This is a genomic window from Halosolutus amylolyticus (assembly GCF_023566055.1).
Taxonomy (GTDB): domain Archaea; phylum Halobacteriota; class Halobacteria; order Halobacteriales; family Natrialbaceae; genus Halosolutus; species Halosolutus amylolyticus.
The window spans coordinates 41437-65920 of the sequence record NZ_JALIQP010000003.1 but is presented as its reverse complement, the minus strand read 5'-3'; the positions used below and the strand labels follow the sequence as shown (position 1 = coordinate 65920).

Annotated in this window: 24 protein-coding genes; 16 read left to right on the top strand and 8 right to left on the bottom strand. The window is 66.9% G+C overall.

The features are described from left to right. Positions 1 to 72: 72 nt before the first annotated feature. Positions 73 to 381, top strand: a complete 309-nt coding sequence (locus MUN73_RS12855; protein ID WP_250140893.1) for a transcription factor S — start codon at positions 73 to 75, stop codon at positions 379 to 381. A gap of 500 nt (positions 382 to 881) precedes the next feature. On the opposite strand, the gene MUN73_RS12850 is transcribed toward MUN73_RS12855, so the two are convergent. The 3 genes from MUN73_RS12850 to MUN73_RS12840 form a co-directional block, all read right to left on the bottom strand. Further along, positions 882 to 1616, bottom strand: a complete 735-nt coding sequence (locus MUN73_RS12850) for a methyltransferase domain-containing protein (protein ID WP_250140892.1) — start codon at positions 1614 to 1616, stop codon at positions 882 to 884. Between the two features lie 7 nt (positions 1617 to 1623). After that, positions 1624 to 2001, bottom strand: a complete 378-nt coding sequence (locus MUN73_RS12845; protein WP_250140891.1) for a nascent polypeptide-associated complex protein — start codon at positions 1999 to 2001, stop codon at positions 1624 to 1626. 122 nt (positions 2002 to 2123) lie between these two features. Beyond that, positions 2124 to 2612, bottom strand: coding sequence for a PUA domain-containing protein (locus MUN73_RS12840; protein WP_250140890.1), 489 nt, complete (start codon positions 2610 to 2612; stop codon positions 2124 to 2126). A 184-nt stretch (positions 2613 to 2796) separates the two neighbouring features. Between MUN73_RS12840 and MUN73_RS12835 the strand changes: the two genes are divergently transcribed. Continuing rightward, positions 2797 to 2979: a hypothetical protein gene (locus MUN73_RS12835; RefSeq protein WP_250140889.1), complete on the top strand. Its 183-nt coding sequence runs from the start codon at positions 2797 to 2799 to the stop codon at positions 2977 to 2979. A gap of 89 nt (positions 2980 to 3068) precedes the next feature. On the opposite strand, the gene MUN73_RS12830 is transcribed toward MUN73_RS12835, so the two are convergent. Together MUN73_RS12830 and MUN73_RS12825 are read right to left on the bottom strand one after the other, a co-directional pair. Further along, complete coding sequence (locus MUN73_RS12830) at positions 3069 to 3566, bottom strand: LabA-like NYN domain-containing protein (protein ID WP_250140888.1); 498 nt, start codon at positions 3564 to 3566, stop codon at positions 3069 to 3071. A 209-nt stretch (positions 3567 to 3775) separates the two neighbouring features. Then, a complete protein-coding gene (locus tag MUN73_RS12825; RefSeq protein ID WP_250140887.1) occupies positions 3776 to 4600 on the bottom strand; it encodes a M48 family metallopeptidase in 825 nt (274 codons plus the stop codon). Positions 4601 to 4994: 394 nt separating this feature from the next. Between MUN73_RS12825 and dapA the strand changes: the two genes are divergently transcribed. The 6 genes from dapA to MUN73_RS12795 are packed head-to-tail and all read left to right on the top strand — an operon-like array spanning position 4995 to position 10884. Beyond that, a complete protein-coding gene (dapA, locus tag MUN73_RS12820) occupies positions 4995 to 5921 on the top strand; it encodes a 4-hydroxy-tetrahydrodipicolinate synthase (RefSeq protein ID WP_250140886.1) in 927 nt (308 codons plus the stop codon). Continuing rightward, positions 5918 to 6685: a 4-hydroxy-tetrahydrodipicolinate reductase gene (gene dapB / locus MUN73_RS12815; protein WP_250140885.1), complete on the top strand. Its 768-nt coding sequence runs from the start codon at positions 5918 to 5920 to the stop codon at positions 6683 to 6685. Before dapA ends, dapB begins: the two co-directional genes overlap by 4 nt. Beyond that, complete coding sequence (locus MUN73_RS12810; protein ID WP_250140884.1) at positions 6682 to 7518, top strand: 2,3,4,5-tetrahydropyridine-2,6-dicarboxylate N-succinyltransferase; 837 nt, start codon at positions 6682 to 6684, stop codon at positions 7516 to 7518. Before dapB ends, MUN73_RS12810 begins: the two co-directional genes overlap by 4 nt. A 44-nt stretch (positions 7519 to 7562) precedes the next feature. After that, on the top strand, positions 7563 to 8909 hold the full coding sequence (gene lysA, locus MUN73_RS12805) for a diaminopimelate decarboxylase (protein WP_250140883.1): 1347 nt from the start codon (positions 7563 to 7565) through the stop codon (positions 8907 to 8909). Continuing rightward, positions 8906 to 9739, top strand: coding sequence for a diaminopimelate epimerase (dapF, locus tag MUN73_RS12800; protein ID WP_250140882.1), 834 nt, complete (start codon positions 8906 to 8908; stop codon positions 9737 to 9739). The genes lysA and dapF overlap by 4 nt, the downstream gene beginning before the upstream one ends. Further along, positions 9736 to 10884: a M20 family metallopeptidase gene (locus tag MUN73_RS12795; protein ID WP_250140881.1), complete on the top strand. Its 1149-nt coding sequence runs from the start codon at positions 9736 to 9738 to the stop codon at positions 10882 to 10884. The genes dapF and MUN73_RS12795 overlap by 4 nt, the downstream gene beginning before the upstream one ends. Before the next feature lie 148 nt (positions 10885 to 11032). On the opposite strand, the gene MUN73_RS12790 is transcribed toward MUN73_RS12795, so the two are convergent. After that, the gene (locus MUN73_RS12790; RefSeq protein WP_250140880.1) at positions 11033 to 12745 is read right to left on the bottom strand and encodes a histidine kinase N-terminal 7TM domain-containing protein; all 1713 of its coding nucleotides are present in this window, start codon (positions 12743 to 12745) and stop codon (positions 11033 to 11035) included. Positions 12746 to 13133: 388 nt separating this feature from the next. Here MUN73_RS12790 and MUN73_RS12785 point away from each other — a divergent pair, with 388 nt between their 5' ends. The 4 genes from MUN73_RS12785 to MUN73_RS12770 are packed head-to-tail and all read left to right on the top strand — an operon-like array spanning position 13134 to position 15765. Beyond that, on the top strand, positions 13134 to 13271 hold the full coding sequence (locus MUN73_RS12785; protein WP_250140879.1) for a hypothetical protein: 138 nt from the start codon (positions 13134 to 13136) through the stop codon (positions 13269 to 13271). Further along, entirely contained in the window at positions 13258 to 14058 is an 801-nt protein-coding gene (locus tag MUN73_RS12780; RefSeq protein ID WP_250140878.1) for an enoyl-CoA hydratase/isomerase family protein, read from the top strand. The genes MUN73_RS12785 and MUN73_RS12780 overlap by 14 nt, the downstream gene beginning before the upstream one ends. A 1-nt stretch (position 14059) precedes the next feature. Then, positions 14060 to 14962: a beta-keto acid cleavage family enzyme gene (locus MUN73_RS12775; RefSeq protein WP_250140877.1), complete on the top strand. Its 903-nt coding sequence runs from the start codon at positions 14060 to 14062 to the stop codon at positions 14960 to 14962. Next, positions 14959 to 15765, top strand: a complete 807-nt coding sequence (locus MUN73_RS12770; protein WP_250140876.1) for an SDR family oxidoreductase — start codon at positions 14959 to 14961, stop codon at positions 15763 to 15765. The genes MUN73_RS12775 and MUN73_RS12770 overlap by 4 nt, the downstream gene beginning before the upstream one ends. A gap of 32 nt (positions 15766 to 15797) precedes the next feature. Here MUN73_RS12770 and MUN73_RS12765 read toward each other — a convergent pair whose 3' ends face one another. Together MUN73_RS12765 and MUN73_RS12760 are read right to left on the bottom strand one after the other, a co-directional pair. Further along, positions 15798 to 17075: a 5'-nucleotidase C-terminal domain-containing protein gene (locus tag MUN73_RS12765; protein WP_250140875.1), complete on the bottom strand. Its 1278-nt coding sequence runs from the start codon at positions 17073 to 17075 to the stop codon at positions 15798 to 15800. Between the two features lie 75 nt (positions 17076 to 17150). Further along, positions 17151 to 18851, bottom strand: a complete 1701-nt coding sequence (locus MUN73_RS12760; protein ID WP_250140874.1) for an acyl-CoA carboxylase subunit beta — start codon at positions 18849 to 18851, stop codon at positions 17151 to 17153. A gap of 185 nt (positions 18852 to 19036) precedes the next feature. Between MUN73_RS12760 and MUN73_RS12755 the strand changes: the two genes are divergently transcribed. From MUN73_RS12755 to MUN73_RS12735, 4 genes are all read left to right on the top strand, one after another. Further along, on the top strand, positions 19037 to 20203 hold the full coding sequence (locus MUN73_RS12755) for an acyl-CoA dehydrogenase family protein (RefSeq protein ID WP_250140873.1): 1167 nt from the start codon (positions 19037 to 19039) through the stop codon (positions 20201 to 20203). A gap of 216 nt (positions 20204 to 20419) precedes the next feature. Further along, positions 20420 to 20821, top strand: a complete 402-nt coding sequence (locus MUN73_RS12750) for a PPOX class F420-dependent oxidoreductase (RefSeq protein WP_250140872.1) — start codon at positions 20420 to 20422, stop codon at positions 20819 to 20821. Positions 20822 to 21710: 889 nt separating this feature from the next. Beyond that, positions 21711 to 22049, top strand: coding sequence for a DUF7130 family rubredoxin-like protein (locus MUN73_RS12740; protein WP_250141349.1), 339 nt, complete (start codon positions 21711 to 21713; stop codon positions 22047 to 22049). Between the two features lie 787 nt (positions 22050 to 22836). Continuing rightward, entirely contained in the window at positions 22837 to 24456 is a 1620-nt protein-coding gene (locus tag MUN73_RS12735; RefSeq protein ID WP_250140870.1) for a glycosyltransferase family 39 protein, read from the top strand. The last annotated feature ends 28 nt before the right edge of the window (positions 24457 to 24484 follow it).

The window sequence follows — 24484 nt, the reverse complement described above, 5'->3', positions numbered from 1 at the left end:
GACTTCGATCGACCCACGCGCACGACCCAAACGGGCCGCTTAAGTCGCTCGACCGACGTAGCCCGGACAACGATGGAATTCTGCGACGAATGCGGTTCGATGATGAAAGCGGAGGACGGCATCTGGGAGTGTGGGAGTTGCGGCTTCACGAAGCCGAAAGGCGACGCCGCCGAGTACACGATCACGGAAGACCAGGAGGCGAGCGAGATCATCGAGTCCTCGGAGGAGACGTCGCTGCCCGAAACCGACGCCCACTGCCCCGAGTGCGGGAACGATCGGGCCTACTGGTACATGCAACAGATCCGCTCGGCCGACGAGTCCGAGACGCGCTTTTTCATCTGTTCTGAGTGCGAGCACAAGTGGCGCGAAGACGACAACTGAGTCGGATCGAAAAGCCGATCGCGTGCGAAGCGGCCGCCCCGGGGGTGATCGGGCGACCGATCGGCCCGAGACCGCGGATCGCCGGACGCTGAAAACGGTGGATCGCCGGAAGTGACGGGGTGCCAGCGTCGACTCCCGGCGGCACGACGGGGTGGCTGGTGGGACTCGGCGCACCCACTGTACGGGCTGCTGGGAGCCAGTCCCGGTGCAACCGCAGGGGGGATCGCGGTTGCGCCGGTACGTCGTTACAGCAGACCGTATGGGGGTCCGTTGGTGGCAGGGTCACTGGACTGGATGGCAGTGTGCCGTTCTCGAACGGCACTCGTCTGTTGGACAGGGAACAGTAAAGAGACAGTGCCAACAGTGTTTGGTACGTAGCGGCCCGGAGCCGGGTTCGCAGTGCGATCGCCGGGGCCGGCTATAGTAGCAACTGAACGTCACTGCACACCTGATCGCAGGACGGCTTTGCGATCAATGTGTAACTCGTTTCAGTTGCTACTCTACTCGTTCCGGGCGATCGTCAGGTAGCCCGTGTGGCCGACGGGAGCCGTCGACGGCCGCGAGCCGCGATCGTCGAAGTCCATCTCCCGCTGGATCGTCTCGCGGGTCCGGACGTTCGACAGGCCCGCCTCGCGTGCCGTCCGGGCGACCTCCCGGGTCGACTCGACGAACGGGCTGTAGACCGCGACGAACCCGCCCTCGACGAGCAACTCGGGCGTGCGAGCGACCATCGCGGGCGCGTCCGCGGTGTCGAGCGTGACCACGTCGAACGACGAGGGCTCGAGGTCGTCCACGTCGTCGGTGACGTCGCCGGTCCGGACGTCGACGGCGTCGGCGACGCCGCCCAGCGCCATGTTCTCGCGGGCGACGTCGGCGAAGTCGGGATCCTGTTCGTAGGTCACGACCGACGCGCCGGCCCGGGCCATCGACGCCGCGAGGACGCCCGTCCCGGTCCCCGCGTCGAGGATGCGATCGCCCCGCGAGACGCCGGTTTCGCCGATCACCAGGCCGACGTCGCGCGGGACCATCGGCGCGCCGGTCCGCTCGAAGTGGTGGAACAGGTCCGGTCCCCGGAGTCGGCGTACCCGGAACTCGTTCCCGAGATGCGTCTCGATCGTGTCGCCGGGGTCGACGTCGGCGGGAATCTCGAGGACCCCGAGGTCGGTGCCTTTCTCCGTGCCGGGTTCGACGAGGTACTCGCGATCGCCGCGGACCAGCAGGACCGGCTGACTCACGCGTGGGTCACTCGAGGGACTCGACTGCGGCGGCGAGGTCGCCGTCGTTCGCCTCGAGCGCCTCGCGGGCCTCGTCCTCGCTGACGCCGGCGCGACCGGCGACGAGTTCGACGTCCTCGTCCGGGATCGACGGCCCGGCGTCGCCACCGGCGTCAGCGTCGCCGCCGGCCGTGCCCGACTCGACCTGTTCCGGCGAGCCGATGACCTGGTAGGTCTCCTGTCCGCGAGCGTCCATCTTCGTGACTTCGGCGTCCCCAAACACGAGGTCGTACTCGTCGGTCCGGATGATGACCTCCTCGGCGTCGATGTCCTCGACGTCGATGCCCATCTGCTCCATCATCTGTTCCATCTTGCGCGGATTGAGTCCGCCGCCTCCTCCAAACATACTCGTGACGTCGCCACCCGCGGCCTTTTACTTTGTCTTTCGGGAGAGCGGCGCGCGGTCGATCGAGCATCGGGTTCACGATCGCTTCGAGCCGATAGAATCGGACAGCCGAGGCGCCGCCGTCAGTGCTCAGCGGGCGCACCTTCGCGAACGTTCACGGCCATCCCGGTGTCGAAGTCCGCGATCGCCGCCGCGTCGAGTTCCGCGCGGCCGACCGCGAGCACCTCGCCGCGCTCGTGGGTGACCACCACTTCGTCGCCCGGCCGGATCTCCGGGCCGGCGTCGACGACGAACTTCGCGAAGACGTTCTTCTCGTCGCGGACGAAGGGTTCGCTCTCGTCGTCGACGACGACGCGGTAGGCCGGTTCCTCGAGGGCCGCATCCAGTCGGCGACCGCCGTCGATGCCGAGCGTGAACCGGCCGTCGATCCCGAACGAGACGATCCGACCGTCCACGCCGTGGACCTGCTGGGGCCGGCCCGAGGAGGTCCGCTTGATCCTCAACGACTCGTCGGGCGGGAACAGCGCTCGTCCCGCGCCGGCACCGAACTGGTAGTCCGCGATCGTCCGGAGCTGGGCCAGACCCGCGCTCCCGTCGGCTGGATCGGTCATCGGTTCCCGTTCGGCGCGGGCCGTCGAAAGCCCTTCGACTGCGTGTGGCGGGATCGTCGCGTCAACGACTGGTAGCACTGCCATCACACTGTAGCCGGACCAGCTGTCGATCGTGAGGACAGTACCCACAGGCGGACTGTCATCACGAACGTTATATACGCCGGCCCGGTACTCGGGTGCTGAGATGGATCTCACGCAGATCTCCCTCGGGGTGGCCCTCCTCGTGGTGAGTTCCCTGACGTTCGTCGGGCCAGCCGTGGTCGAGTCGCCCGTCCTCGTCTATGCGCTGACGGGTGCGACGCTCGTCGTCTCGGCGGGCGCGTTGCTCGTCGGCGTGGCGAACGGCGATCGGCCGGCGAACAAGTAGCGATCCAGCGGCGCTCGTGCGGACTTCTGTCGGTCAGTTCCGGTGCAACCGCGACCGAACTGCGGTCCCACCGGGTACAGCAGACCGTCTCAGAGGAGGAAGGTTTCGTGGCGTTCGCCGAGGTCGAGGAAGGATTCTGCCTCCGCGATCAGTTCCTCCGCGGTCGAGGACTCGAAGGCCATCACCTCGACGCGAACGCCCTCGTGGCGCAGGTGCGAACAGAGCCGCGAGAAGTCCCCGTCGCCGGTACAGAGCACGACCGTGTCGACGTGGTTGGCGAGCGTCACCGCGTCGAGGCTCATCCCGACGTCCCAGTCGGCCTTCTTCGAACCGTCGGCGAACGTCTTGATGTCCTTGATCTTCGTCTCGAAGCCGATGTCAACCAGGGCCTCGAAGAAGCTCTCCTCTTCCGGGGAATCGGCCCGGATGACGTAGGCGATCGCACGCGTCAACTGGCGGTCCTGGACCGCCTTGTCGAGCAGTGCGGAGTAGTCGATGTTGCGGCTGTGGAGGCTCTGGGCCGTGTGATAGAGGTTCTGGGCGTCGACGAGGACGGCGACGCGCTGGCCTGGATGAATCTCGGTCATAGTCTAGCCGTGACGGGCGATCGTAAAAACCGCTTCCCTCGAGTTGGCCCGGTTCGCGGAGAAGATCGGGGGGTTCGATCGCCCAGAACAGTTCGATCGATCGGGACCGTCCACACGCCCTGGATGGGCAGACCGTCCGGTGGCTCACGGACGCGAGACTGGAACCGGGAAACGGGGTCAGCCGCGAGAATCCGTGACCGCGGCCGATCTCAGCTGCGGAGCTTTTCGATCCGCTTCTCGGTCGGCGGGTGGGTGGCGAACAGCTGCGCCAGGAGGCTCCGGTTCGTGTTGAAGATACACAGCGCGCTCACGCTGTCGTCGACCGCCGACTCCCGGCCCTCGGCACCCTCCGAGATCTTCTCGAGTGCGCGTGCGAGCGGGTCGCCGCTGCCGATGTACTGGCGTGCGTCGTCGTCGGCGACGTACTCGCGGTACCGCGAGATGGCGAGCACGAAGACCATCACGAGCATCTGTGCGATGTTGGAGATGACCATCCCGACGATGATGCTGCCGATTCCGCGCTCGTTGCTCATGATGTAGACCATGTAGGCGACCCAGCCGACCATCATCGCGATGGAACTGCCGACGACCATCGCGAGGACGTCGCGGTTCTTGATGTGGGCGAGTTCGTGGGCGATCACGCCCTCGAGTTCGTCGCGCTGGAGGAGCCGGACGAGTTCCGTCGAGACGACGACGACGCCGTTGCCCTTCCGGCCGGTCGCGAAGGCGTTCGGGACGCCCATGTCCATGACCATCAGCGTGGGTTTCTCGATACCCATGTCCCGGGAGAGGGACTCGGTCATCTGATGGATATCCCGGTACTGGCCCTCCTCGGGCATCTCCTCGGCGCGCCTGGTCGCGGACCAGACGCCGATCTTGTACTGGATGAACGGGAGGACGAGGAGACCGAGCAGGACCAGCGGCCACGCGCCGATGCCGAACATCGCCAGCCCGAACGCGCCGACCAGCATGTAGAACGCGAACAGGATCGATCCGACGACCGCCATTCGCACTTTCAAGCCGAAGTCAGTCATATACGAACGAACGGTTCGCGTCGGGTATAAATTGCGCGGAATTTCATGGTATCTGGTGACACGAGCGCCGGCGAACCCGATCGCCGGGTGGACGTGAGCGCGCCATCCACGGGCGACCGGGACGCGACATTCATCGATCGTGGCAAGAGTTGAGCCAAGTCACAACGGCTAAGTCAGTCGAACCCGGTTGTGTCACACATGCGCCGCGCCGCTCACTCGACCGTCGATCGCGTCGTGAGCGGCGCCGCCCCTCGTTTTTCGAAACGGAAACGCGTGTGAGTGTGCTCGCGGCGGGAGTGGCACCCCCGTCCCGGGCACGGTTCGAGCACGCACGATCGATCACTAACTACTCCACGACCGCAGACCGACACACACCAGACCGACTACGACACACATGAGCTCAGATATCGACCTTTCGGGCGTCTTTCCGGCGATGTGCACGCCCTTCGACGAGGACGAACGGATCGACTTCGAAACACTGCAGGCCGACGCCCAGCGTCTCGAGGCGGCCGGCGTCGACGGGCTCGTCCCCGTCGGCTCCACGGGCGAATCCGCGACGCTGACCCACGACGAACACGTCCGCGTCGTCGAGGCCGTCATCGAGGCCGTCGACGACGTGCCGGTCATCGCGGGCACCGGTTCGAACAACACTCGCGAGGCGCTGGAACTGTCCGAACGCGCCGCCGAGGCCGGTGCCGACGGGCTCTTGCTGATCTCGCCGTACTACAACAAGCCCGAACAGCGCGGACTCGTCGAGCACTACCGGACGATCGCCGACGCCGTCGACCTGCCACAGATCGTCTACAACGTCCCGTCGCGAACGGGCCAGAACATCGAACCCGACACGGCCGTCGAACTGGCGAGCCACGAAAACATCGCGGGATACAAGGCCGCAAGCGGCGATCTCGGCCAGATCGGCGAGATCGCAGAGCGGACGACCGACGAGGAGTTCGCGGTGCTGTCGGGCGACGACGCGCTCACGCTTCCGACCGTCTCCGTCGGCGGAACCGGGACGATCAGCGTCGCCGCGAACATCGAACCCGAGCGGACCTGCGCGATGGTCGGTGCGGCGCTGGACGGTGACTACGAGCGCGCCCGTCGGCTGCACCACGAACTCGGGCCGCTCTTCAGAGCGCTGTTCGTCGAGACCAACCCGATCCCAGTCAAGGAAGCGATGGAGATCCGCGGCTACGGCCCCGCTCGACTGCGGCCGCCGCTCACGCGACTGGCCGACGAGTACCGCGCCGACCTCGAGGCGGTCCTCGCCGACCTCGATCGCGACTCGACCGCAGTCGCGGACGCGCCAGAGGGTGATCGATGACGGTCCGCATCGGCGTCACCGGCGCGACGGGCCGCATGGGCCGGGAAGTCATCGCCGCGGCCGACGACCACGCGGACTGTGAGGTCGTCCTCGCGGTCAACCGGGACCCGGACGACGAGACGGTAGACGGCGTCGACGTCGAACCCGCCGCCGAGTTCGAGTCGCTGGTCGCCGATCGAGAGCCGACCGTCGTGATCGACTTCACGGGACCGGCGTCGGCGATCGACTACGCCGAAACCTGTGTGGCGGCGGGCATCGCCTTCGTCACGGGGACGACCGGCTTCGACGACGACCAGAACGCGGCGCTCGAGGCGGCGAGCGAGGACGTCCCCGTCCTCGACGCGCCGAACTTCGCCCGGGGGGTACAGGCCCTGCTGAACGTCGTCGGCGAGGCAGTGGGGAACCTGCCGGGCTACGACGTGGAACTGGTCGAGACCCACCACAACGCGAAGCGGGACGCCCCGAGCGGCACCGCGAAGCGGCTGCTCTCCGAGATCGAAGCCAGCGGCGACTTCGATGGCCGTACGCACGGCCGCGAGGGCGAGGACCCGCGCGAGGGGGCCGAAATCGGCGTCCACGCGCTCCGTGCCGGCGACGTGACCGGCGAACACGAGGTCGTCATCGCGGGCAACCACGAGGAGGTCCGGCTCACCCATCGCGCCGAGGATCGGGGCGTCTTCGCCGCCGGGGCCGTCGACGCGGCGGTCTGGATCGCAGGACGGAAGGCGGGCCGCTACGAGTTTGCGGACGTGATCGACGAATGAGTGCACTACAGGACGAAATCGAACACCTCTGGACGAGATACGACGACGGCGACGTCGGCGCCGACTCGGCCGGCGAGGACGAGTACGCCACGCTCGACGCGTTCCTCGACGCCCTCGAGGCCGGCGAGATCCGCGCCGCCGAGAAGCACGGTAACGCGTGGGAGGCCAACGAGTGGGTCAAGCAGGGTATCCTGCTCAACTTCGGCCTGCGATCGATCGGCCAGTACGAGCACGGCGGCGTCACGTACAACGACGTCCTGCCGCTGGCGGAGACGGACGCGTACAGCGATCGCGGGAGCCGAAACACCCCGGACGGCACCGTCGTTCGCCGCGGGGCCCACGTCGGGTCGGACTGTATCCTGATGAGTCCGGCCTTCGTCAACATCGGCGCACGCGTCGGAGACGGCACCCTCGTGGACTCCTGCGATACCGTCGGTTCCTGCGCCCAGATCGGTGCGAACGTCAAACTCGGCGCGAACACGCTGATCGGGGGCGTGCTCGAACCCGTCGAGAACGCGCCCGTGATCGTCGAGGACAACGTCTCGCTCGGTGCCGGCTGTCGCGTCACGAGCGGCTTCGTCGTGGGCGAGAACAGCGTCGTCGGCGAAAACACCCTGTTGACACCGCGGATTCCGGTCTACGACCTCGTCGAGGAGGAGGTCCTGTACGGAGAACTCCCGGCCGATCGGCGCGCCTTCACCCGGTTCGTCGAGTCCTCGATCAGCGACCACGACCTCTTCGAGGGCGGCGCGTACAAGCCCGCCGTCGTCGCGACCGACCTCGAGACGGAGACGCTCGAGGCGACCGAACGCGAGGAGGTGCTCAGGGATTGAGTGATCCGGGGGATCACGATGCACGTCGGACCGGAGATCCGACGATGGTGAATCAGTCCGCGGACGGCGTAGTATCGGACACAAATTCCGGCGACGCCGATAGCAACGAGAACCCCGCAGTACGGCGTCTCGACGACTGGAACGCCGAAGAACTGCAGGCCCTCGTCGACGACAACGGCTCGCCGCTGTACGTCCTCGACCTCGATCGGGTCCGGGAGAACTATCGGCGACTCGATCAGGCGTTTCCCGACGCGGAGATCCTCTACGCGGTGAAGGCGAACGCGCTCGGGACGCTCCTCGAGACGATCCACGAGGCCGGCGCGGGACTCGAGTGCGCCTCCGCGGGCGAAGTCACGCGGGCGCTCGCGGCGGGCGCGCCAGGATCTGCGGTCCGCTACACGGCCGTCAATCCGCCCGCCCGCGACCTCGACGTCGTCGTCGACGCGTGGGAGGACCACCCCGACCTGACGATCACCGCCGGGGCCGAGGACACGATCGATCGCCTCGCCGACCGCGGCTACGACGGGCGGCTCTGTCTCCGGGTCAACCCCGGCATCGGGGCCGGCCACCACGAGAAGGTTCGGACGGGCGCCGCCGCGAAGTTCGGCGTCCCGGCCGAGCGGGCGGTCGACGTGCTCGCCGACGCTGCCGATCGGGGATTCGACGTCGTCGGGATCCACGCTCACGTCGGCTCCGGCGTACAGAGCGAGCAGCTGGACGCCCACCGGGAGTTCGTCTCGCGGATGGGCGACCTCGCGAGGGACGTGGCCGACGCCGTCGGCGACCTCGAGTTCGTCGACGTCGGCGGCGGCTTCGGCGTCCCCTACCGCGAGGACGAGGACCCCCTCGATCTCGACGCCGTCGCCGAGGCCACCCGCGATGCGATCGGCGACATCGACGCGACGCTGTCGATCGAACCCGGCCGCTACGTCGTCGCCGACGCGGGCGTGCTCCTGACCGATGTCAACACGGTCAAAGAGGCCCGCGAAACGACCGTCGTCGGCGTCGACGCCGGGATGACGACGCTCGCCCGGCCGGCGATGTACGGCTCGTACCACCCGATCCGGAACCTGACGGCCGACGACGGCGCCGCGCGCGAGACGGTCCCGCAGACGATCGCCGGCCCGATCTGTGAGAGCGGGGACGTTTTCTGTACGGACCGCGAACTGCCCGCGAGCGAACGCGGCGACGTCCTCGCGATCGGCAACGCGGGCGCGTACGGCTACGAGATGGCGAATCAGTACAACACCCGGCCGCGGCCCGCCTCGGTCGTCCTCGAGGGCGACGAGGTCCGACTCGCGCGCCGCCGGGAAACGATCGACGACGTGACACGGCTGGAGACGGATCGACGGCGATCCGATCGCGACAGCAATCCGGAGACAGGACGATGACCGTTCCATTCGAAAAGTACCACGGCACCGGCAACGACTTTCTGATCATCGACGCGGACGAACACACCGTCCCCGATCGGGGCGAACTCGCCAGACGCGAGTGCGACCGGACCGACGGCGTCGGCGCCGACGGGATCCTCTTTCTCGCGCTCGAGGAGGCGTTCCAGCCGCCGCGAGTGGTGATGACGCTGGTCCAGCCGGACGGGGAGACGGCCCCGATGTGCGGCAACGGCGCGCGCTGTGCGGCCGAGTGGGCCATGCAGCGGACGGGAACCGACAGCGTGATGATCGACACGCAGGCGGGGACCCTGCGGGCCGATCGCACCGACGACGGCGTCGCCGTCGAGATGACCGAACTCACGTTCGACCCCGCCGGGATCCCCGTCGACGCCGACGAGGGGGTCTTCGAGGAGGAGATCGAGGGACTCGAGGTGACGATGGTCAACACCGGCGTCCCGCACGCCGTCTCGTTCGTCGACGACGTGGACGACGTCGACCTCGAGACGGTCGCACCGCCGGTCCGCCACGCGGACGTCTTCCCCCGCGGGACGAACGTCACCGTGGCCAGTCCGGACGGCGACGGCGGCTTCTCCCAGCGCACCTACGAACGGGGCGTCGAGGGCGAAACCGACTCCTGTGGCACCGGCGCGGTCGCCATCGCGGTCGTGGCGCGCCGACTCGGGTACACCGACGCGGACCCGGTCGAGGTCCGACCGCCGGGCGGCGACCTGCAGGTGAGCTTCAACGATCGCGGGCGGGCGATGCTCGCCGGCCCCGTCGAACACGAGTTCGACGGCGAGGTGTCCGTCGAACCGCCGATCGAGCCGTGACCGGGGGCGACTCCGCTCGCGCGAGCGGGTTCGACCCGATCGAGTTCCTCGAGACGGCCGTCCAGCACCCCTCGAACGAGGACGTCGGGCCGATGCGGGCGTTCCTGTGCGAGACGATCGAGGACCGCGGCGTCACGCCGCGGGTCGACGACGCCGGGAACGTCCTCGCGAGTCGCGGGCCGGCCGACGCCGACACCCACGTCGTCCTGAACACGCACATCGACACGGTCTCGCCGCACGTGCCGTTCGATCGCGACGAGGGCGACGACGGATCGGTCGGAGACGAGATCGTCCGCGGCCGCGGCTCCTGTGACGCCAAGGGGCCGCTCGCCGCCCTGCTGTCGGCCTTCTTCGCGATCGATCCCGACGACGCGCGGGTGACCCTCGCCGTCACGCCCGACGAGGAGGTGCTCTCGACGGGTGCCCACGCGCTCGTCGCCGACGAGCCGTCGCTGACGGCCGCGGCCGACGCCGTGATCGTCGGCGAACCGACCGACCTCGACGTCTGTACGGCCGCGAAGGGGCGCTTCCAGGGGACGGTTCACCTCTCGGGGGCGAGCGCCCACGCGGCCGAACCCCAGTCGGGGACGAACGCGATCGCGGCGCTCGAAGAGACACTCGGAGCGATTCGCACGTTCGACGATCGCGAGGACGCGCCGCCGGCGCACCCGCAACTCGGGTCCGCGACGCTCACGCCGACCGTCGTCGAGGGCGGCGAGTCGACCAACCAGGTGCCTGCCGACTGCGCGCTGACGCTCGACCGGCGGAGCGTCCCGCCCGAGACGGCCGCCGCGTTCCACGACGCGCTGACCGACCACCTCGAAGCGGCCGTGCCAGAGGACGTCGGCGTCGAGTTCCGGTTCACGGATCGGCCGACGCCGTTTCTCGAGGCCTGGGACACCGATCCCGAGGCACGGGTGGTCGACCTGCTCGCGGACGCCGCCGGCGGCGACGTCCGCCCGTTCACCGCCGCGACGGAGGCCTCGTACTTCGCGGCCGACGCCCCGACGGTCGTCTTCGGCCCGGGCGTGCTGGCCGACGACGAGGGTGCCGTGGCCCACTCGCCGCGGGAGTACGTCCGCGTCTCGGCGGTCGAAGCCGCCGCGAGGGCACTCGAGGAGACGCTCGCCGCGCTGGTCGAGTAGGTCGATCGCGACGCGTTTCGAGCCGATCGATTCCACCGTGTCTCGTTTCTACGGACTCCTGTAGTCAATTACCGCCGGTCGCCGACCCGCCCCTTGCGATCGGCGGTACATCGGTACAGCAGATCGTATCGGCCGTCCGCCGTCGGGTTCACTCGCGCGGCGTCGAGACAGTTGCCGATCGGTCGGCGGCCGCGTCGTGCTGGTCGGTGACCGTCGGGAGTTCGACCGTGAAGACGGCACCGCCCATATCGGCGTCGTCGACCCAGACGTCGCCGCCGTAGCCCGTGACCAGCGTGTCGACGAGGTAGAGACCGACGCCGGTACCCTCGCTCTCGAGGCCCTTCCGGCCGCGGCCGAAGATCTCCTCGCGTCGATCGGCCGGGACGCCGGGACCGTCGTCCGCGACGTGGACCCGGACCGCGTCGCCGCGGTCCTCGACGGTGATGCGGACCTCGGGCTGGTCGCCGTCGTTGTGGAGGACGGCGTTGTTGAACAGGTTCGTAAAGACCGACGAGAGCATCTCGTTCGCGTAGACCCGTGTGGTCGGCGCGCACGACTCGTACTCGAACGTGGCGTCCGGATAGCGGGTCCGGGCCTTCTCCAGCTGGTTCCGGATCGTCCGCTCGAGAGGGATGGGTTCGACCGAGAGGTCGTCGTTTCCGGCGATCGTCTCCATCAGGTCGCCGACGACCTCCGTCAGTTCGATCACGTGGGTGCTGCTCTCCATCATCAGCTCGAAGTGTTCCTTCCCGGCAGGATCGACGTGGGGGGCCAGGAGGTCGCCCCGCCCGGTGATGACGTTCATCTCGTTTCTGATGTCGTGACGGACGATCCGGTTGAGGACCGTCAGTTCCTCCTCGCGGCTCTTCAGCGGCGTGATGTCGCGCAACACGATCAGCCGACCCGTGCGTGCCGCCTCGCGCTCGTACAGCGGCGAGATGCGAAGGTCGAAGTGTCGCTGCTCGCCGTCGACCTCGAACGCGAGCTCGTCCTGGACGTCAGTCACGCCGTCGTACTGGGATATATCGGCCGGACAGGCGTCCGCGAGCGGTTTCCCGACTACCCGTTCCCCGTCGAGGAGTCGCTCCGCCGCCGGGTTGACGTCGACGATCCGATCGGCCGCGTTGACCACGACGACGGCGTCGCGCATGTTGTCGATGACCTTCGATCGGGCGACAGGAACGATGTCCAGCAGTTCCAGTCTGGTGACGGCGACGTAGAAGGCGACGACCTTTACGGTCGAGGTTAGCGCCAGGGTATCGACGGTGACGATGCCGAGCCACCAGACGACGGCGCCGACGAGGACGAACGCGATCGTCGCGACGAGGGTCGCGGCCTGCTTCTTGAAGCCGGGCATCGAGAGGAACAGTCGCGAGAGGAGCGCGGCGCCGAGCAGAACGTAGGCGACCATCGGGATCGCGTACACCCAGTAGAGCGGTCCGAACGCCGGGATCGCCAGCCCCGTTGCGGGATCGACCGAGTGGGCGTAGACGAGGCCGTGGACGTCGTTGGTCCAGACGGCGACCTGCGTGAGGACGGGGACGACGAGGAGCAACAGGCCGGTCCGGACGGTGATGCGGTCCTCGCGGTTCGTGTACTCGACTGCCATCGTCAGATAGCCGATCGACATGAGACTCACTGCCAGGAACCGCCAGTTCCACCAGAACTGTTTGGTCGCGAGATCGACCGAGACCATCTGGAGCGCGACCGTCCCCGAGAGGAGGATCACGCCGACGACGTCGACGATGAACCCCCTGGCTCCCCGTCGATCGCGGTGTCGCCACAGCACCGCCAGGAGCGCGACGTTAGTGATGAACGCGACGACGTACGGGGTTGCCAGCGGCGTGAATTCGATCGTCATGGGGGACCTCGACGGATTCTGCGGGTCTGTCCGGACGACCCCTCGCCGAAACCGGGCCGGGCGATCGATCGGCGTGGAACGGTCGCGTGATCCGCGTCGTCACTCGAACGGCCGACCCGAGCAGGGGACGACCGCGCGCACCGGCCGGCACTGCCGTCACCGCCACCGTCAGCATCGAACGGCCAGCGTGTCCGGCGCATCCGTCACCACCCGATCGAGGGCGTCGCGAACGTTTCACGCATCTTCTACTACCACGTCGTTCGAAGCGAATTAACGTTGTGGCAGAACGCGGCGACCCGGCGATCGTGGTGCAGGCCGGAAACGCCACGCGACGCGCGACGAGTTGTCTTGCTGAAGGTTTACGTTCGTGGTTGTCAATCCCACTCATATGAACAGGGACGATCACGGTGCCGACAGTCCGGACGGCAGAAAGCGCGTCGAGAAGACTGGATACCGGCGAAGCCCCGGTGGGACGACCGGCCGGACGACCGACTACCGACCCGGAGGCGACGATGAGCGACGCTGAGCGCCTCTCGAGCGACGACCTCGCGGTGACTATCAGCGAGGACGAACTCGTGGTCAGGGCGACGATCGACCGGCCCGATCGACGGAACGCGCTCGACGACGGCGTCATCCGGGGTCTGATCGACGTCCTCGCGGCCGCCGACGAGGGCCCGACGCGGGTGGTCGTGATCCGGGGCGCCGAGGGCACCTTCTGCTCGGGCGGGGACCTGCGAGAGTTCCCGATCGGCCAGGGAACCCAGGCCTATCGGGAGAGTTTCGGTGCGCTCTCGGGGCTCGTCGAGCAGTTACAGGAGACGAGCGCGCTCACGGTCGCCGCCGTCGAGGGGCACTGCCTGGCGGGCGGACTCGGCCTCGCGACGGCCTGCGAGTTCGTCCTCGCGAGCGCCGACGCCGAGTTCGGCACGCCCGAGGTCGAGGTCGGCCTCTTCCCCGCGCAGGCGATGGCCCCGATCACCCGCGCCGCGAGCGAGAAAGCGGCGCTCGAACTGCTGTTCACCGGCGATCGCGTGGGGGCCGAACGCGCCCACGAGATGGGGCTGGTGACCGACGTCGTCGATCCGGACGCGTTCGAGACCGAACTCGACGACCTCGTCGATACGCTGGCGGCCAACAGCCCCGTCCTGATCGAGATGGGCAAGGCGGCCTACTACGAGCAACGCGACATGGAGTTCGGGGCCGCGCTCGCCTACCTCAGGGAGATCATCGCCATGATCGCCATGAGCGAGGAGACCGAGGAGGGGATCGACGCGTTCCTGACCGATCGCGAACCCGAGTGGCGGGGACGATAACATGAGCGGACAGACCGACTTCTACGACCGACAGCAATCGACGAAGGGCAACGATCCCGAGAAGGTGGTGATCTCCGCGGCACTGACCGGCGCGCTGACGACTCGCGACCAGTGTGAGGCGATCCCCTACACGCCCGACGAGATCGCCGCGGAGGCCGCCGCCGCGCGGGAGGCCGGCGCCGCCGTGACGCACATCCACGCCCGGACCGACGACGGCGCGCCGACGTTCAGTACGGAGACCTACCGGGAGATCTACGATGAAGTGCGGGATCGCACCGACATCGTGATCAACTTCTCGACGGGCGCGATCGAGACGCCCCTCGAGCAACGCCTCGACTACGTGCAGGACGTCGGGCCCGAAATCGCGGCACTGAACATGGGCTCGATGAACTACGCGAAGTACTCGGAGTCCCGCGAGGACTACGTCTTCGACATGGTGTTCGAGAACCCCTTTTCCGAGATCCGGGACCTCCTCGAGGGGATGAACGAGGCGGGCGTCACGCCCGAACTCGAGTGTTTCGACACCGGGCACATCGGGAACACGCGGCCGCTCCTGCAGGAAGGCGTCCTCGATCGGCCGTTCCACGCCAGCCTGATCATGGGCGTCCTCGGTGGGATTCCGGCGACGGTCGAGAACCTCTCCCATCAGGTGCGGCAACTCCCCGACGACTGCACCTGGCAGGTGATCGGCATCGGCCGGGACCAGTGGCCGCTCGTCTCGGCCGCGATCGCGATGGGCGGCAACGTCCGGGTCGGCCTCGAGGACAACTTCTACCGGCCGTCCGGCGAGATGGCCGAGAGCAACGCAGACCTTGTCGCCGACGCCGTGGAGATGGCCGCACAGGTGGGCCGCGAACCTGCCACCCCCGACGAGGCGCGCGAGATCCTGGGGGTCGAGGGATGAGTTTCGAGGAGACGCCACCCACGACCGAAATCTTCGCCGACGATCTGCTCGCGGGCGAAACCGCGCTGGTGACAGGTGGCGGGACGGGGATCGGGAAGGAACTCGCGCTCGCGTACGCCGACCACGGCGCGGACGTGGCGATCGCCAGCCGATCGATGGACAACCTCGCCCCCGTCGCCGACGAACTCGAGGAGCGCGGGGCCGACGCCTGTGCGACCACGGTCGACGTACGCGACCCCGACGACGTCGATGCGATGCTCGAGACCGTCCTCGACGAGTTAGGCGACTGCTCGATCCTCGTCAACAACGCCGGCGCGAACTTCCTCTGTCCCGCCGAGGACATGTCGGCCAACGGCTGGCGCTCCGTCGTCGGGACCATCCTCGACGGCACCGCCAACTGCACCTTCGCCGTCGGCGACCACCTGATCGATCGCGGCGGCGGCACGATCGTCTCGATGGGTGCGACGAACTCCGTCCGCGGCGCACCCTACCACGTCCACTCGGGCGCGGGCAAGGCCGGCGTCCACAACCTCATGCAGACCGTCGCCGCGGAGTGGGCGCAGTACGGGATCCGGGCGAACACGGTCGCGCCCGGCGTGATCCGGACCGAGGGCGTCATGGAGGTGATGGGCGAGGCGGTCGCGGAGCAAGTGGTCGAGGAAGATCTTGCGGCCGATCGGCTCGGGACGCCGGCCGACTGCGTCGCCGTGGCGCTGTTCCTCTCGAGTCAGGCCGCGGCGTACGTGACCGGGTCGTACTACGCGGTCGACGGCGGGCAACTGCTGGCGCCGACGCCGATGTGATCGCCACGAGGTTCTCGTTCGTCCGATGCCCGCTACCGGACGCCCGCGAGGTCGGCGACGGACCCGCCGTTCGCCAGATACGCCAGGACGTGCTCGTGTTGCGGACCCCAGTCCTCGGCGAGGGTCTCGGAATCGAGTTCGGGGAGCAGGTTCACCTCCGTCAGGTAGCTCATACAGGCGACGCGGTAGGATCCGCCCGGATCGATCGGGTCCCCGTCGACGAGCGCGTCACCGTCGGTCGACCAGGACGGGCAATCCATAACGATCGTCCCCGGCGTCCCGTCGTCGCGATCCCTGCAGCGGTCGGCAATCGCTTCCAGCGTTTGACCCGCGACGCGATGAACGTGCAGGACCGAGCCGAACGGGACGACTCCGATCACGTCGCCGCGGGTGACGCGCTCGGGGAGTCCGTCCCGGACTGACCCTCGTGGGACGAGGCCGACGGCGGCGGTTCCGCGCTCGCGATATGCGCGGGCGACCGTCCGGGCCGTCGTTCCGCGATCGATCGGCGCCGACAGCGTCGTCACGGAGTCGGCGAGTCCGGTGGCCTCGTAGCGCTCGCGGTAGCTCGACTCGATTCCGTCGTGACTGGGCGCACTCTCGATCGTCCGGGCCTCGACGGCGGGCGAGTCGGCCAGGCGGACGATCTGAAACGTTCCCGCCTGACCACCCTCGGTGCGCGCGACGACCGTCCCCTCGATCCGCTCGCAGACGCGCTCGTGGTCGTGGCCCCCGAGAACGATGTCCGCGTCCGTCTCCGCGGCAATCGTCGCGTCGAGCGAGCCGCAGTGTGAGAGGACGACGATCCACTCGCAGCCGCGAGAGCGAAGCCGATCGCTCGCATCACGGACGGTCCTGACCGGATCGGTGAACGTCGCGTCGAGGTCGAGCCCCGAAATGTCGTCGGTTCGGGGGTCTGTCACGCCGACGAGGCCGACGCGGGTACCCGCAACTTCGAAGACCGCGCTCGGCGACGTCGGGTCATCCGGCAGCCCCTCGACGTTCCCGAGGAGGTGGCGTCCCGGCGTCGTCCGAGCCCACGCGGAGGCACGGTCAACGCCGTAATCGAACTCGTGATTTCCGAGCGTATCGGCGTCGGGTGCGATCGTCTCGTACAGCGGCCGCGCGAGTTCAAACCCCTCATCGCTGACGAACGCGAGCGCCCCCAGCGCCGTCGTATCACCGGAACCGACGACGAGCGTCCGATCGTCACGTCGGTCGCGGATCGCGCCGGCCAGTCGGCCGACTCGCTCGGGATCGTCGTAGATCGTCTCGAGGTCTGCAACGTGGACGAGTCGCGGCGTCGTCATCGCTCGACAGTTCGTTCAAACGCGTGATAAGTACGGGGATTCGACCGCCTCGAATCCGCTCGATCGATCCGCCGATCAGAACAGCACCGTCCCGTGGTACCGATCGCGCTCCGTCCGGCGCTTGTTCCGCAGCGCGCGCAGTCGCGCCGCGAGCTGGTCGCGCAGGTTGCCGGCCGGGAGCAGTTCGTCGACCTGCATCTTCGCCGCCTGCGTCCGGACGTCGATGTGTTTGTCGTACTCCTCGCGCATGCTCTCTGTGAAGGCCTGCCGCGACTCGGGATCCATCTCCTCGAGTTGCTCCGCGAAGAGCGCGTTCACCGCGGCATCGGGCCCCATCACGGCGATTTCGGCGCTCGGGAGCGCGAGGGTGGCGTCCGGGTCGAAAGAGGGGCCGGCCATCGCGTAGATGCCCGCACCGTACGCCTTGCGGGTGACGACACAGAGCTTCGGTACCTGCGCGTTCGAGGTCGCGTAGATGAACTTCCGGCCCTTCTGGAGGACGCCCTCGCGTTCGACCTGCGAGCCGACCATGAACCCCGGCGTGTCACAGAGGTAGATCAGCGGAATCCCGAAGGCGTCGCAGGTCCAGACGAAGCCGGCCCCCTTCTCCGCGGAGTCGGGGAAGATCGCCCCGCTCTTGACTGCGGGCTGGTTCGCGACGATACCGACCGGCCGGCCCTCGATCCGGCCGAACCCGGTGACGAGTTCCGGCGCGAACCGCGGCTTGAGTTCGAACCACGATCCGTCGTCGACGAGTCGATCGATCACCCCCTGAACGTCGTAGCCCTCGTTCGGTTCGTCGGGGATGACGGCGTCGAGCCCCTTCGGATTCGCCGCGGGGGAGTCGGGTTCGCGAGTCGGGAGCGGCGCGTCGTGGCGCTGTGGGAGGTAGGTCAGGAGGTCGCGCACGGCGTTGGCCGCGGCGCGTTCGTCCTCGACCACGAGGTCGGCACTGCCGGACTCGGTCGCGTGGACGCGGGGCCCGCCGAGCCCTTGCATCGTCGTCTGTTCGCCCGTCACGGCCTCGACGACGCGCGGGCTGGCGATCGCCATCCCGCTGATCTCCTCGACCATGACGAGGTAGTCACAGAACACCGGGGTGTAGGCCGAGCCCGCGATGTCGGGGCCGTAGAGGACGCCGATCTGGGGCACCTGCCCGGAGTGGATGCACTGGTTGAAGAACATCCGTCCGCCCCGGTACCGGTCCATGTGGGTGTCGCCGGGCTCCCGATCGTCCAGGTTCAGGCGCGCGCCGGTCGAGTCGATCAGCCGGAGGATCGGCGCGCCGGCCTCGGCTGCACGCTCGGCGAGGCGGATCTCCTTCTCGACGCCCATCCCCCCGAGCGAGCCCGCCTTGACGGTGTAATCGTTCGCCGCGAAGAAAACCGTCCGGCCGTGTATGGTCCCGACGCCCGTGATCATCCCGTCGGCGGGAAGGTCCCCGTCCGCGTCGTGGCGGGCGAACGTGCCGTCCTCGTACTCGATCTCGTCGAATATCAGGTCCAGTCGATCGCGGACGAACAGTTTCCCTAACTCTTCGATCTTCTCGTGGCCCCGCTCGGGACCGCCCGAGATGATCTCCTCGATTTCCGCTCGAAGTTCGCGTTCGCGCTCGGTGACCACCGCGTCGTCCCAGTCCCCGTCGCCGGCGGTCGCGACGGGCTCTTCGGTCCCGTCGACGACCAGTTCGACCCCCCGGCCGAGGTGGGCGGCGAGGGCGCTTGCGATCGCCCGGGCCGTCTCTTCGTCGGGCGCCGCGTCGACCGTGATCTTCATCGCCACCACCCGCCGTGAATACGGGATCGCCCGTCCGGGGTGTCGTCACGGAGTCGATTGCTCATAGACGGGCCATTGGTACCAAGTGACAAATGTATTCGGCTCCCGTTATCGGTTGAACGCCGTTGCCGTTTGCGATCGTGGGAAAGTGTAACAAGCGTGTGCATCGATTGGTATCGATACGCATGGTCTATACCGAGACCGAGGAACAAGGGCTGATCCGGGAGAGCGTCCGGGACATCGCCAGCGATTACGACTGGGAGTACTGGAAGACCTGCATCGAGGAGAAGCAGTTCCCCGAGGAGTACTGGGCCGACCTCGCGCGAGACGGCTGGCTCGGCGTCACCATCCCCGAGGAGCACGGCGGGGCCGGCCTGGGGATGCTCGAGATGTCGATGGTGATCGAGGAACTCTCCCGGGGCGGCGGACAGGGCGGGATCATCTTCGTTCTCACGCCCGTCTTCGGCGGGATCAGCATTCAGCGCCACGGCACCGAGGAACAGAAGGAGGAGTATCTGCCGGCGATCGCCGACGGCGAGATGCGCTTCTGTATGGGCCTGACCGAGGCCGGAGCCGGGACGAACACGATCAACATCGATACGACCGCAGAGCGAGACGGCGACGAGTTCGTCATCTCCGGCCAGAAGATGTGGATCAGCGGCGTCGAGAACGCCGACGAAATGCTGCTGATCGCCCGCACCTCCGACCTCGACCCGGACAACCCGACCCACGGCGTCTCGATGTTCCTCGTCCCCGAACCCGCCGACCAGGACGGCATCTCGCTCACCCCGCTCGACGTCGAGGTACCGTGGTTCGAGACCCAGTACCAGGTCGACATCGACGGCCTGCGCGTCCACGAGGACCGCATCCTCGGCGCGGAGGACGGCGGCCTCTACCTCCTGTGGGACACCCTGAACACCGAGCGGATCGCCGGCGCGGCCAGCGCGATCGGCGGCGGCCTCCGGGCGATCGATCTCGCCGTCGACTACGCGAACGAACGATCGGTCTTCGGGCAGAAGATCGGCGGCCACCAGGCGATCCAGCACCCGCTCGCCGACGCCTACGCCGAACTCATGTGCGCCCGCGAGATGACCTACAAGGCGGCCTCCAAGTGGGACCACGGCGAGGACGCCGGCGCCGAAGCGAACATCGCCAAACTCCGATCGAGCGAGGCCGCGACGAAGGCGGCCGACCAGGCGGTCCAGACCCACGGCGGCAACGGGTTTTCGGCGGACTACGAGGTCTACGACATCTGGCAGAACTCCCGACTGCTCAAGACCGTCCCGATCACCAACGAGATGGTCCGGAACTTCCTCGCCGAACACACGCTCGGCCTGCCCCGATCGTACTGAGACGGTCTGCTGTAACGGTTTACCGGGACAACCGCAGGACGGTCGCGGTTACACCGAAACTGACTTTCAGTGGTCCGCCTGTGAGTCGATCGATCCTCGTAGAGCCGAACGTCCGATATTCGGAGCTCTGGGGCCGATATTCGACTCGATCGGCCCGTTCGTCCCGGTTGCATAGAAAGGCATCGTGAATTTATGCCAGGGCGCAGCACTGTGGGTATGGCCTCGATTCCGGACGACTTCCAGGACCTGTTCGAGAAAGAGACGTTCGCCCACGTCTCGACCCTGTTGCCCGACGGCTCCCCGCACGTGACGCCGGTGTGGATCGGTTACGACCCCGACGCCGATCGACTGCTCGTCAACACCGAGCGCGATCGGCGAAAGGAAAAGAACGTCCGTCACGACCCACGGGTCGCCGTCAGCATGACCGACCCGGACAACCCCTACCGAATGCTCTCGGTGACCGGCGAGGTCGACGAACTCACGACCGAGGGCGCACGCGAGCACATCGACGAACTGGCACGGCGATACACCGACGCGGAGGAGTACCAGAACCCGATCGAGACGGAGCGTGTCATCATGTCGATCCGGCCGGAGCGCGTGAGCGCCTTCGAAGCGTAGCCGGCCCGATCGACGTCGATAGTGCAAGTGTACGCGAGAACTTCTGACCGACTGTTACGAGTGTTGGCTGTACTTCCTGCAGGCAAGGTGTCCCCGGGAACGGCTTCGCGGACACGACGCTCGCGGAAAATACGTGTGCGAACCGATCGTCGGCAGTTATATCAGAAACGATTGCTGTTCGTCGACTCGTATCGAGAGAGTAGCTATTGGTTGAAATGCGGCCAGGTTTCTTCAGTGACCAGTTCTGTTGCGCCGCAACAGCCACACTCCGCAGGTGCATCGTAGTGAGGACCGGTATCGGTTCGTTCGGTGACTGTCCCGGCGTGCATCGTCTGACAATTTGTGCAAACGTACTTTTCCGGCCGTTCTGGGGCGTGAGCCATGTATACGAATACTCATACCAACGATATATAACCGGGGTGCGAACCTCATATAGAACATCTTATAGAAACGACGCCGACGTGCTGAACTCATCCGTACTTACTACGGGGTAACTGTCCGCGAGGTCAGCCGTCACGGTCACCCGTCAGTCCGCAATGACCGGATTCTCGGTCCCCTCCAGTCTCAGAGAGAGCCGGAAAACCAGTCGGTACAAGAACATTCGCTTCGCAGACTGCACGTTCCGGCCCCAGCTTTGCCCACCTAACTGGTGAAGCACACTCCAGTGGCAGGAGCTCAAATCGACCACGTGAGGGCGACCGATCGAACGGCAGAACGCATCGACAACTGCTCTGAAGCCGCTCAAGCGTGAGAGTGGTGTGCCGACTCCTGCCGCGGTATGGCCTCGTCACAGACACCCAACCAAACCCGGTCGTCTACACGAATGCCTGTTTTCACGAACAACAAGACGGGAGGCGACGTGGGCTTTCGACGACTTCAGTACGATACTATGAGTGGACGTGGTGAACGACCCGAAGAAGAGGGAGACGAACAGGCGACACAAGAGGCAGAGTCGGTCGCTCTTGGAGAGAACGTTTACAATACCGACGGAGAGTTACTCGGGACTGTACGGGGATACGAGAAAGGGGGGTTCTTCGTATCCACGCGTGACGGCATGGAACAGCTCAGTATCGAACACGCCAGGTCGGGGCACGACTTCGGTGAGGCCCACCTCATGTGGCGATGCATGAGCTGCGGTGAGATGGGGGAGATTGCCGGCGGACTCCCGGAGCGATGCCCCAACTGCGGCACCGAAAAGGAGGACCTCATGTGGTGGACCGAAGATTGAGCGGAACTCCTCCGCGAGGGAGAATGGGAGAGTCCTGACATCCTCCCACGACTGAAGTCGTGGGGTTCCACGGTCACAGACCGTACCCCGACTTCGAGAGGTTCCCCACTCGTCGCACCGCACGGTGGGGTTGTGGGCCGTGCCAGTGCGGCCCCCGACCGGGATAGCGGGCTTCATCTACCTCCGCGTGGAGTGCGTATCCTTACCCCGGACTCGGTATCACAACCCACGGACGCCGAGACAATCAACGTTTCGCCGGTTGTCGGCTTCATCCCACGACTGAAGTCGTGGGCTTTCGCCTCGAACAACTGTAAGCTATGGCTCGTGAACCGGCACCCTCCCGAGAGGAGATCAGAGAACGGATTCAACAGGTCGGGAGATACTCCCGTGTCGTCCGCGCGGGATTTGCAGTCATCCTAAGTGCGTTTCTGTTGGCCGTTGTCGGCGTGTCCCGCGAATCTCGAAAGTACATCACGGGCAATCGAGTCGGTACTCATGCCGCTTACGTTCACCGGGCTGGGACTGATTCTGTACGGAATCGGCATGCATCTTCACCTGATGCACCTGAACCTCGTCCGGCAGCTACAGCCGCAACCGGAGGACGTCCAACCATCGAATACCGAGCAAGACGATTGATTTTCGCCACGACCCGATAGTCCGGGAATGATCAGACCTGCCATTCGACTTCGACGGAGCCACCTGAGCGACGTTCTCGTCGCAGTTGTTCTCGCTGGGAGGCTCCGGTAGTCGACCAACATTCATACGCCGGATCGTTGCAGTCGGTACTATGTCGCTGTCCCCGACGGCCTGGATGGACGGGGAGCAAAACGGCGATCGGTCCCTGGCGGGCGTCCCGATCGAACTGTACCCGATCGCGCTCGTCGCCGCTTCGCTTCGGTTGTTCCGGCTTGAGTCCGAGAGTTACTGGCTCGACGAAGTCGTCTCGGTGACCATCGTCACGTCGAACGCGCCGATCGAACTCCTGGTCAGCGTGCCGGGCAACGATCCGCACCCGCCGCTGTACTATCTCCTCCTGTCCGGATGGACGGCGATCTTCGGAACGTCGGAACTGGCCACGCGACTGCTGTCGGCCCTCGTCGGCGTCGCCACCGTCGTCGTCTGCTACGGGGTGGGCCGCCGACTCTTCGACCGAGAGGTCGGGGCGATCGCAGCGTTGCTCGTCGCCGTCTCGCCGTTCCACGTCTGGTACTCCCAGGAGGTGCGAATGTACAATCTGCTCGCGCTGTTGACCGTGCTTTCGTTCTACTGGTTCGTCCGCTTACAGACGGCGAAACCGCGGGACGAAGGCGGTATCCGCGACGAGATCGGGTACGCCGTCTCCACGGTTCTCCTCGGGTACACGCACGTGTTCGGCCTGTTCGCGATCCTCGCACAGAACGCGTACGTCTTCTCTCGGCCCGTCGTCCGGATCGTCCCCCGATCGCGGCTGACGCTCCGCCGCTGGATCGCACTCCAGGGGATCACCGCCGCTCTCCTCCTTCCGTGGGTGGTGCGATTGCTCCGCCGGACGATAGCAGCACACGGAGGAGAAGCGAGCAACGTCTCGTGGATTCCGCTCCCGACGGCCGAGACCGTCAGAGAGACGTTCGCGGCCTATCTCGGTGGCTACCTGTTCGGCGAGTCGTTCCCGTTTCTCGTTTCGCTCGTCGTCGTTGGCTGTCTGGTCCTCGCGCTCTCGGGCGATCGCGGGACCGCAACGGCGGCGGCCGATCGACAGGATTCACCGGTAAACGCCGTCTACCTGACCCTCCTCTGGCTCGTCGTGCCGATACTCGTCCCGATCGCCCTCTCGCACGTCGTCACGCCGATCTTCGTGGATCGGTACTCGATCGGGGCGTCGCTGGCCTTCTTCCTCCTGATCGCGGTCGGGGTCCGGACGATCTCTCGGTCGTCGCTTCGGTTCGTCGTGATCGGGGTCCTCCTCGTCGCCCTCGTCGCGCCGCTCCCGACGTACTACCAGGCGGACCAGAAAGAACAGTGGCGGGAGGCCGCCGCCGACGTCGAGGCGACCGCCGACGGTGACGACGTCGTCCTCGTGAGCAGACCGTTCGCGGAACGGCCGTTCGGTTACTACGTCGATCGATCGGACGTGACCACGGTGCGAATCCCGCCCGACGCGTCGACCGACGAAATACGGGGCGCCGTCGACGGCCACGACGACGTCTGGATCGTCCTCTCGTACACCGACTCGTCGACCGACCGGCGGATCAGCCAGGCGGTGGCGTCCCACGACGAGTACCGCGGGCCGGTGGAGGAGCGCCAGTACAACGGAATCACGGTGGTCCGGTTCGAACGCACCGCAGCGGAGGGGGAGACGGACGCGGACGCAGAGCCGAGCATCGCCGTCGGCGATCGAGACCGCTCGAATCGACGACTGATCCGGTGATCGCGCCGGAAGACTGACGCGCGCCGGA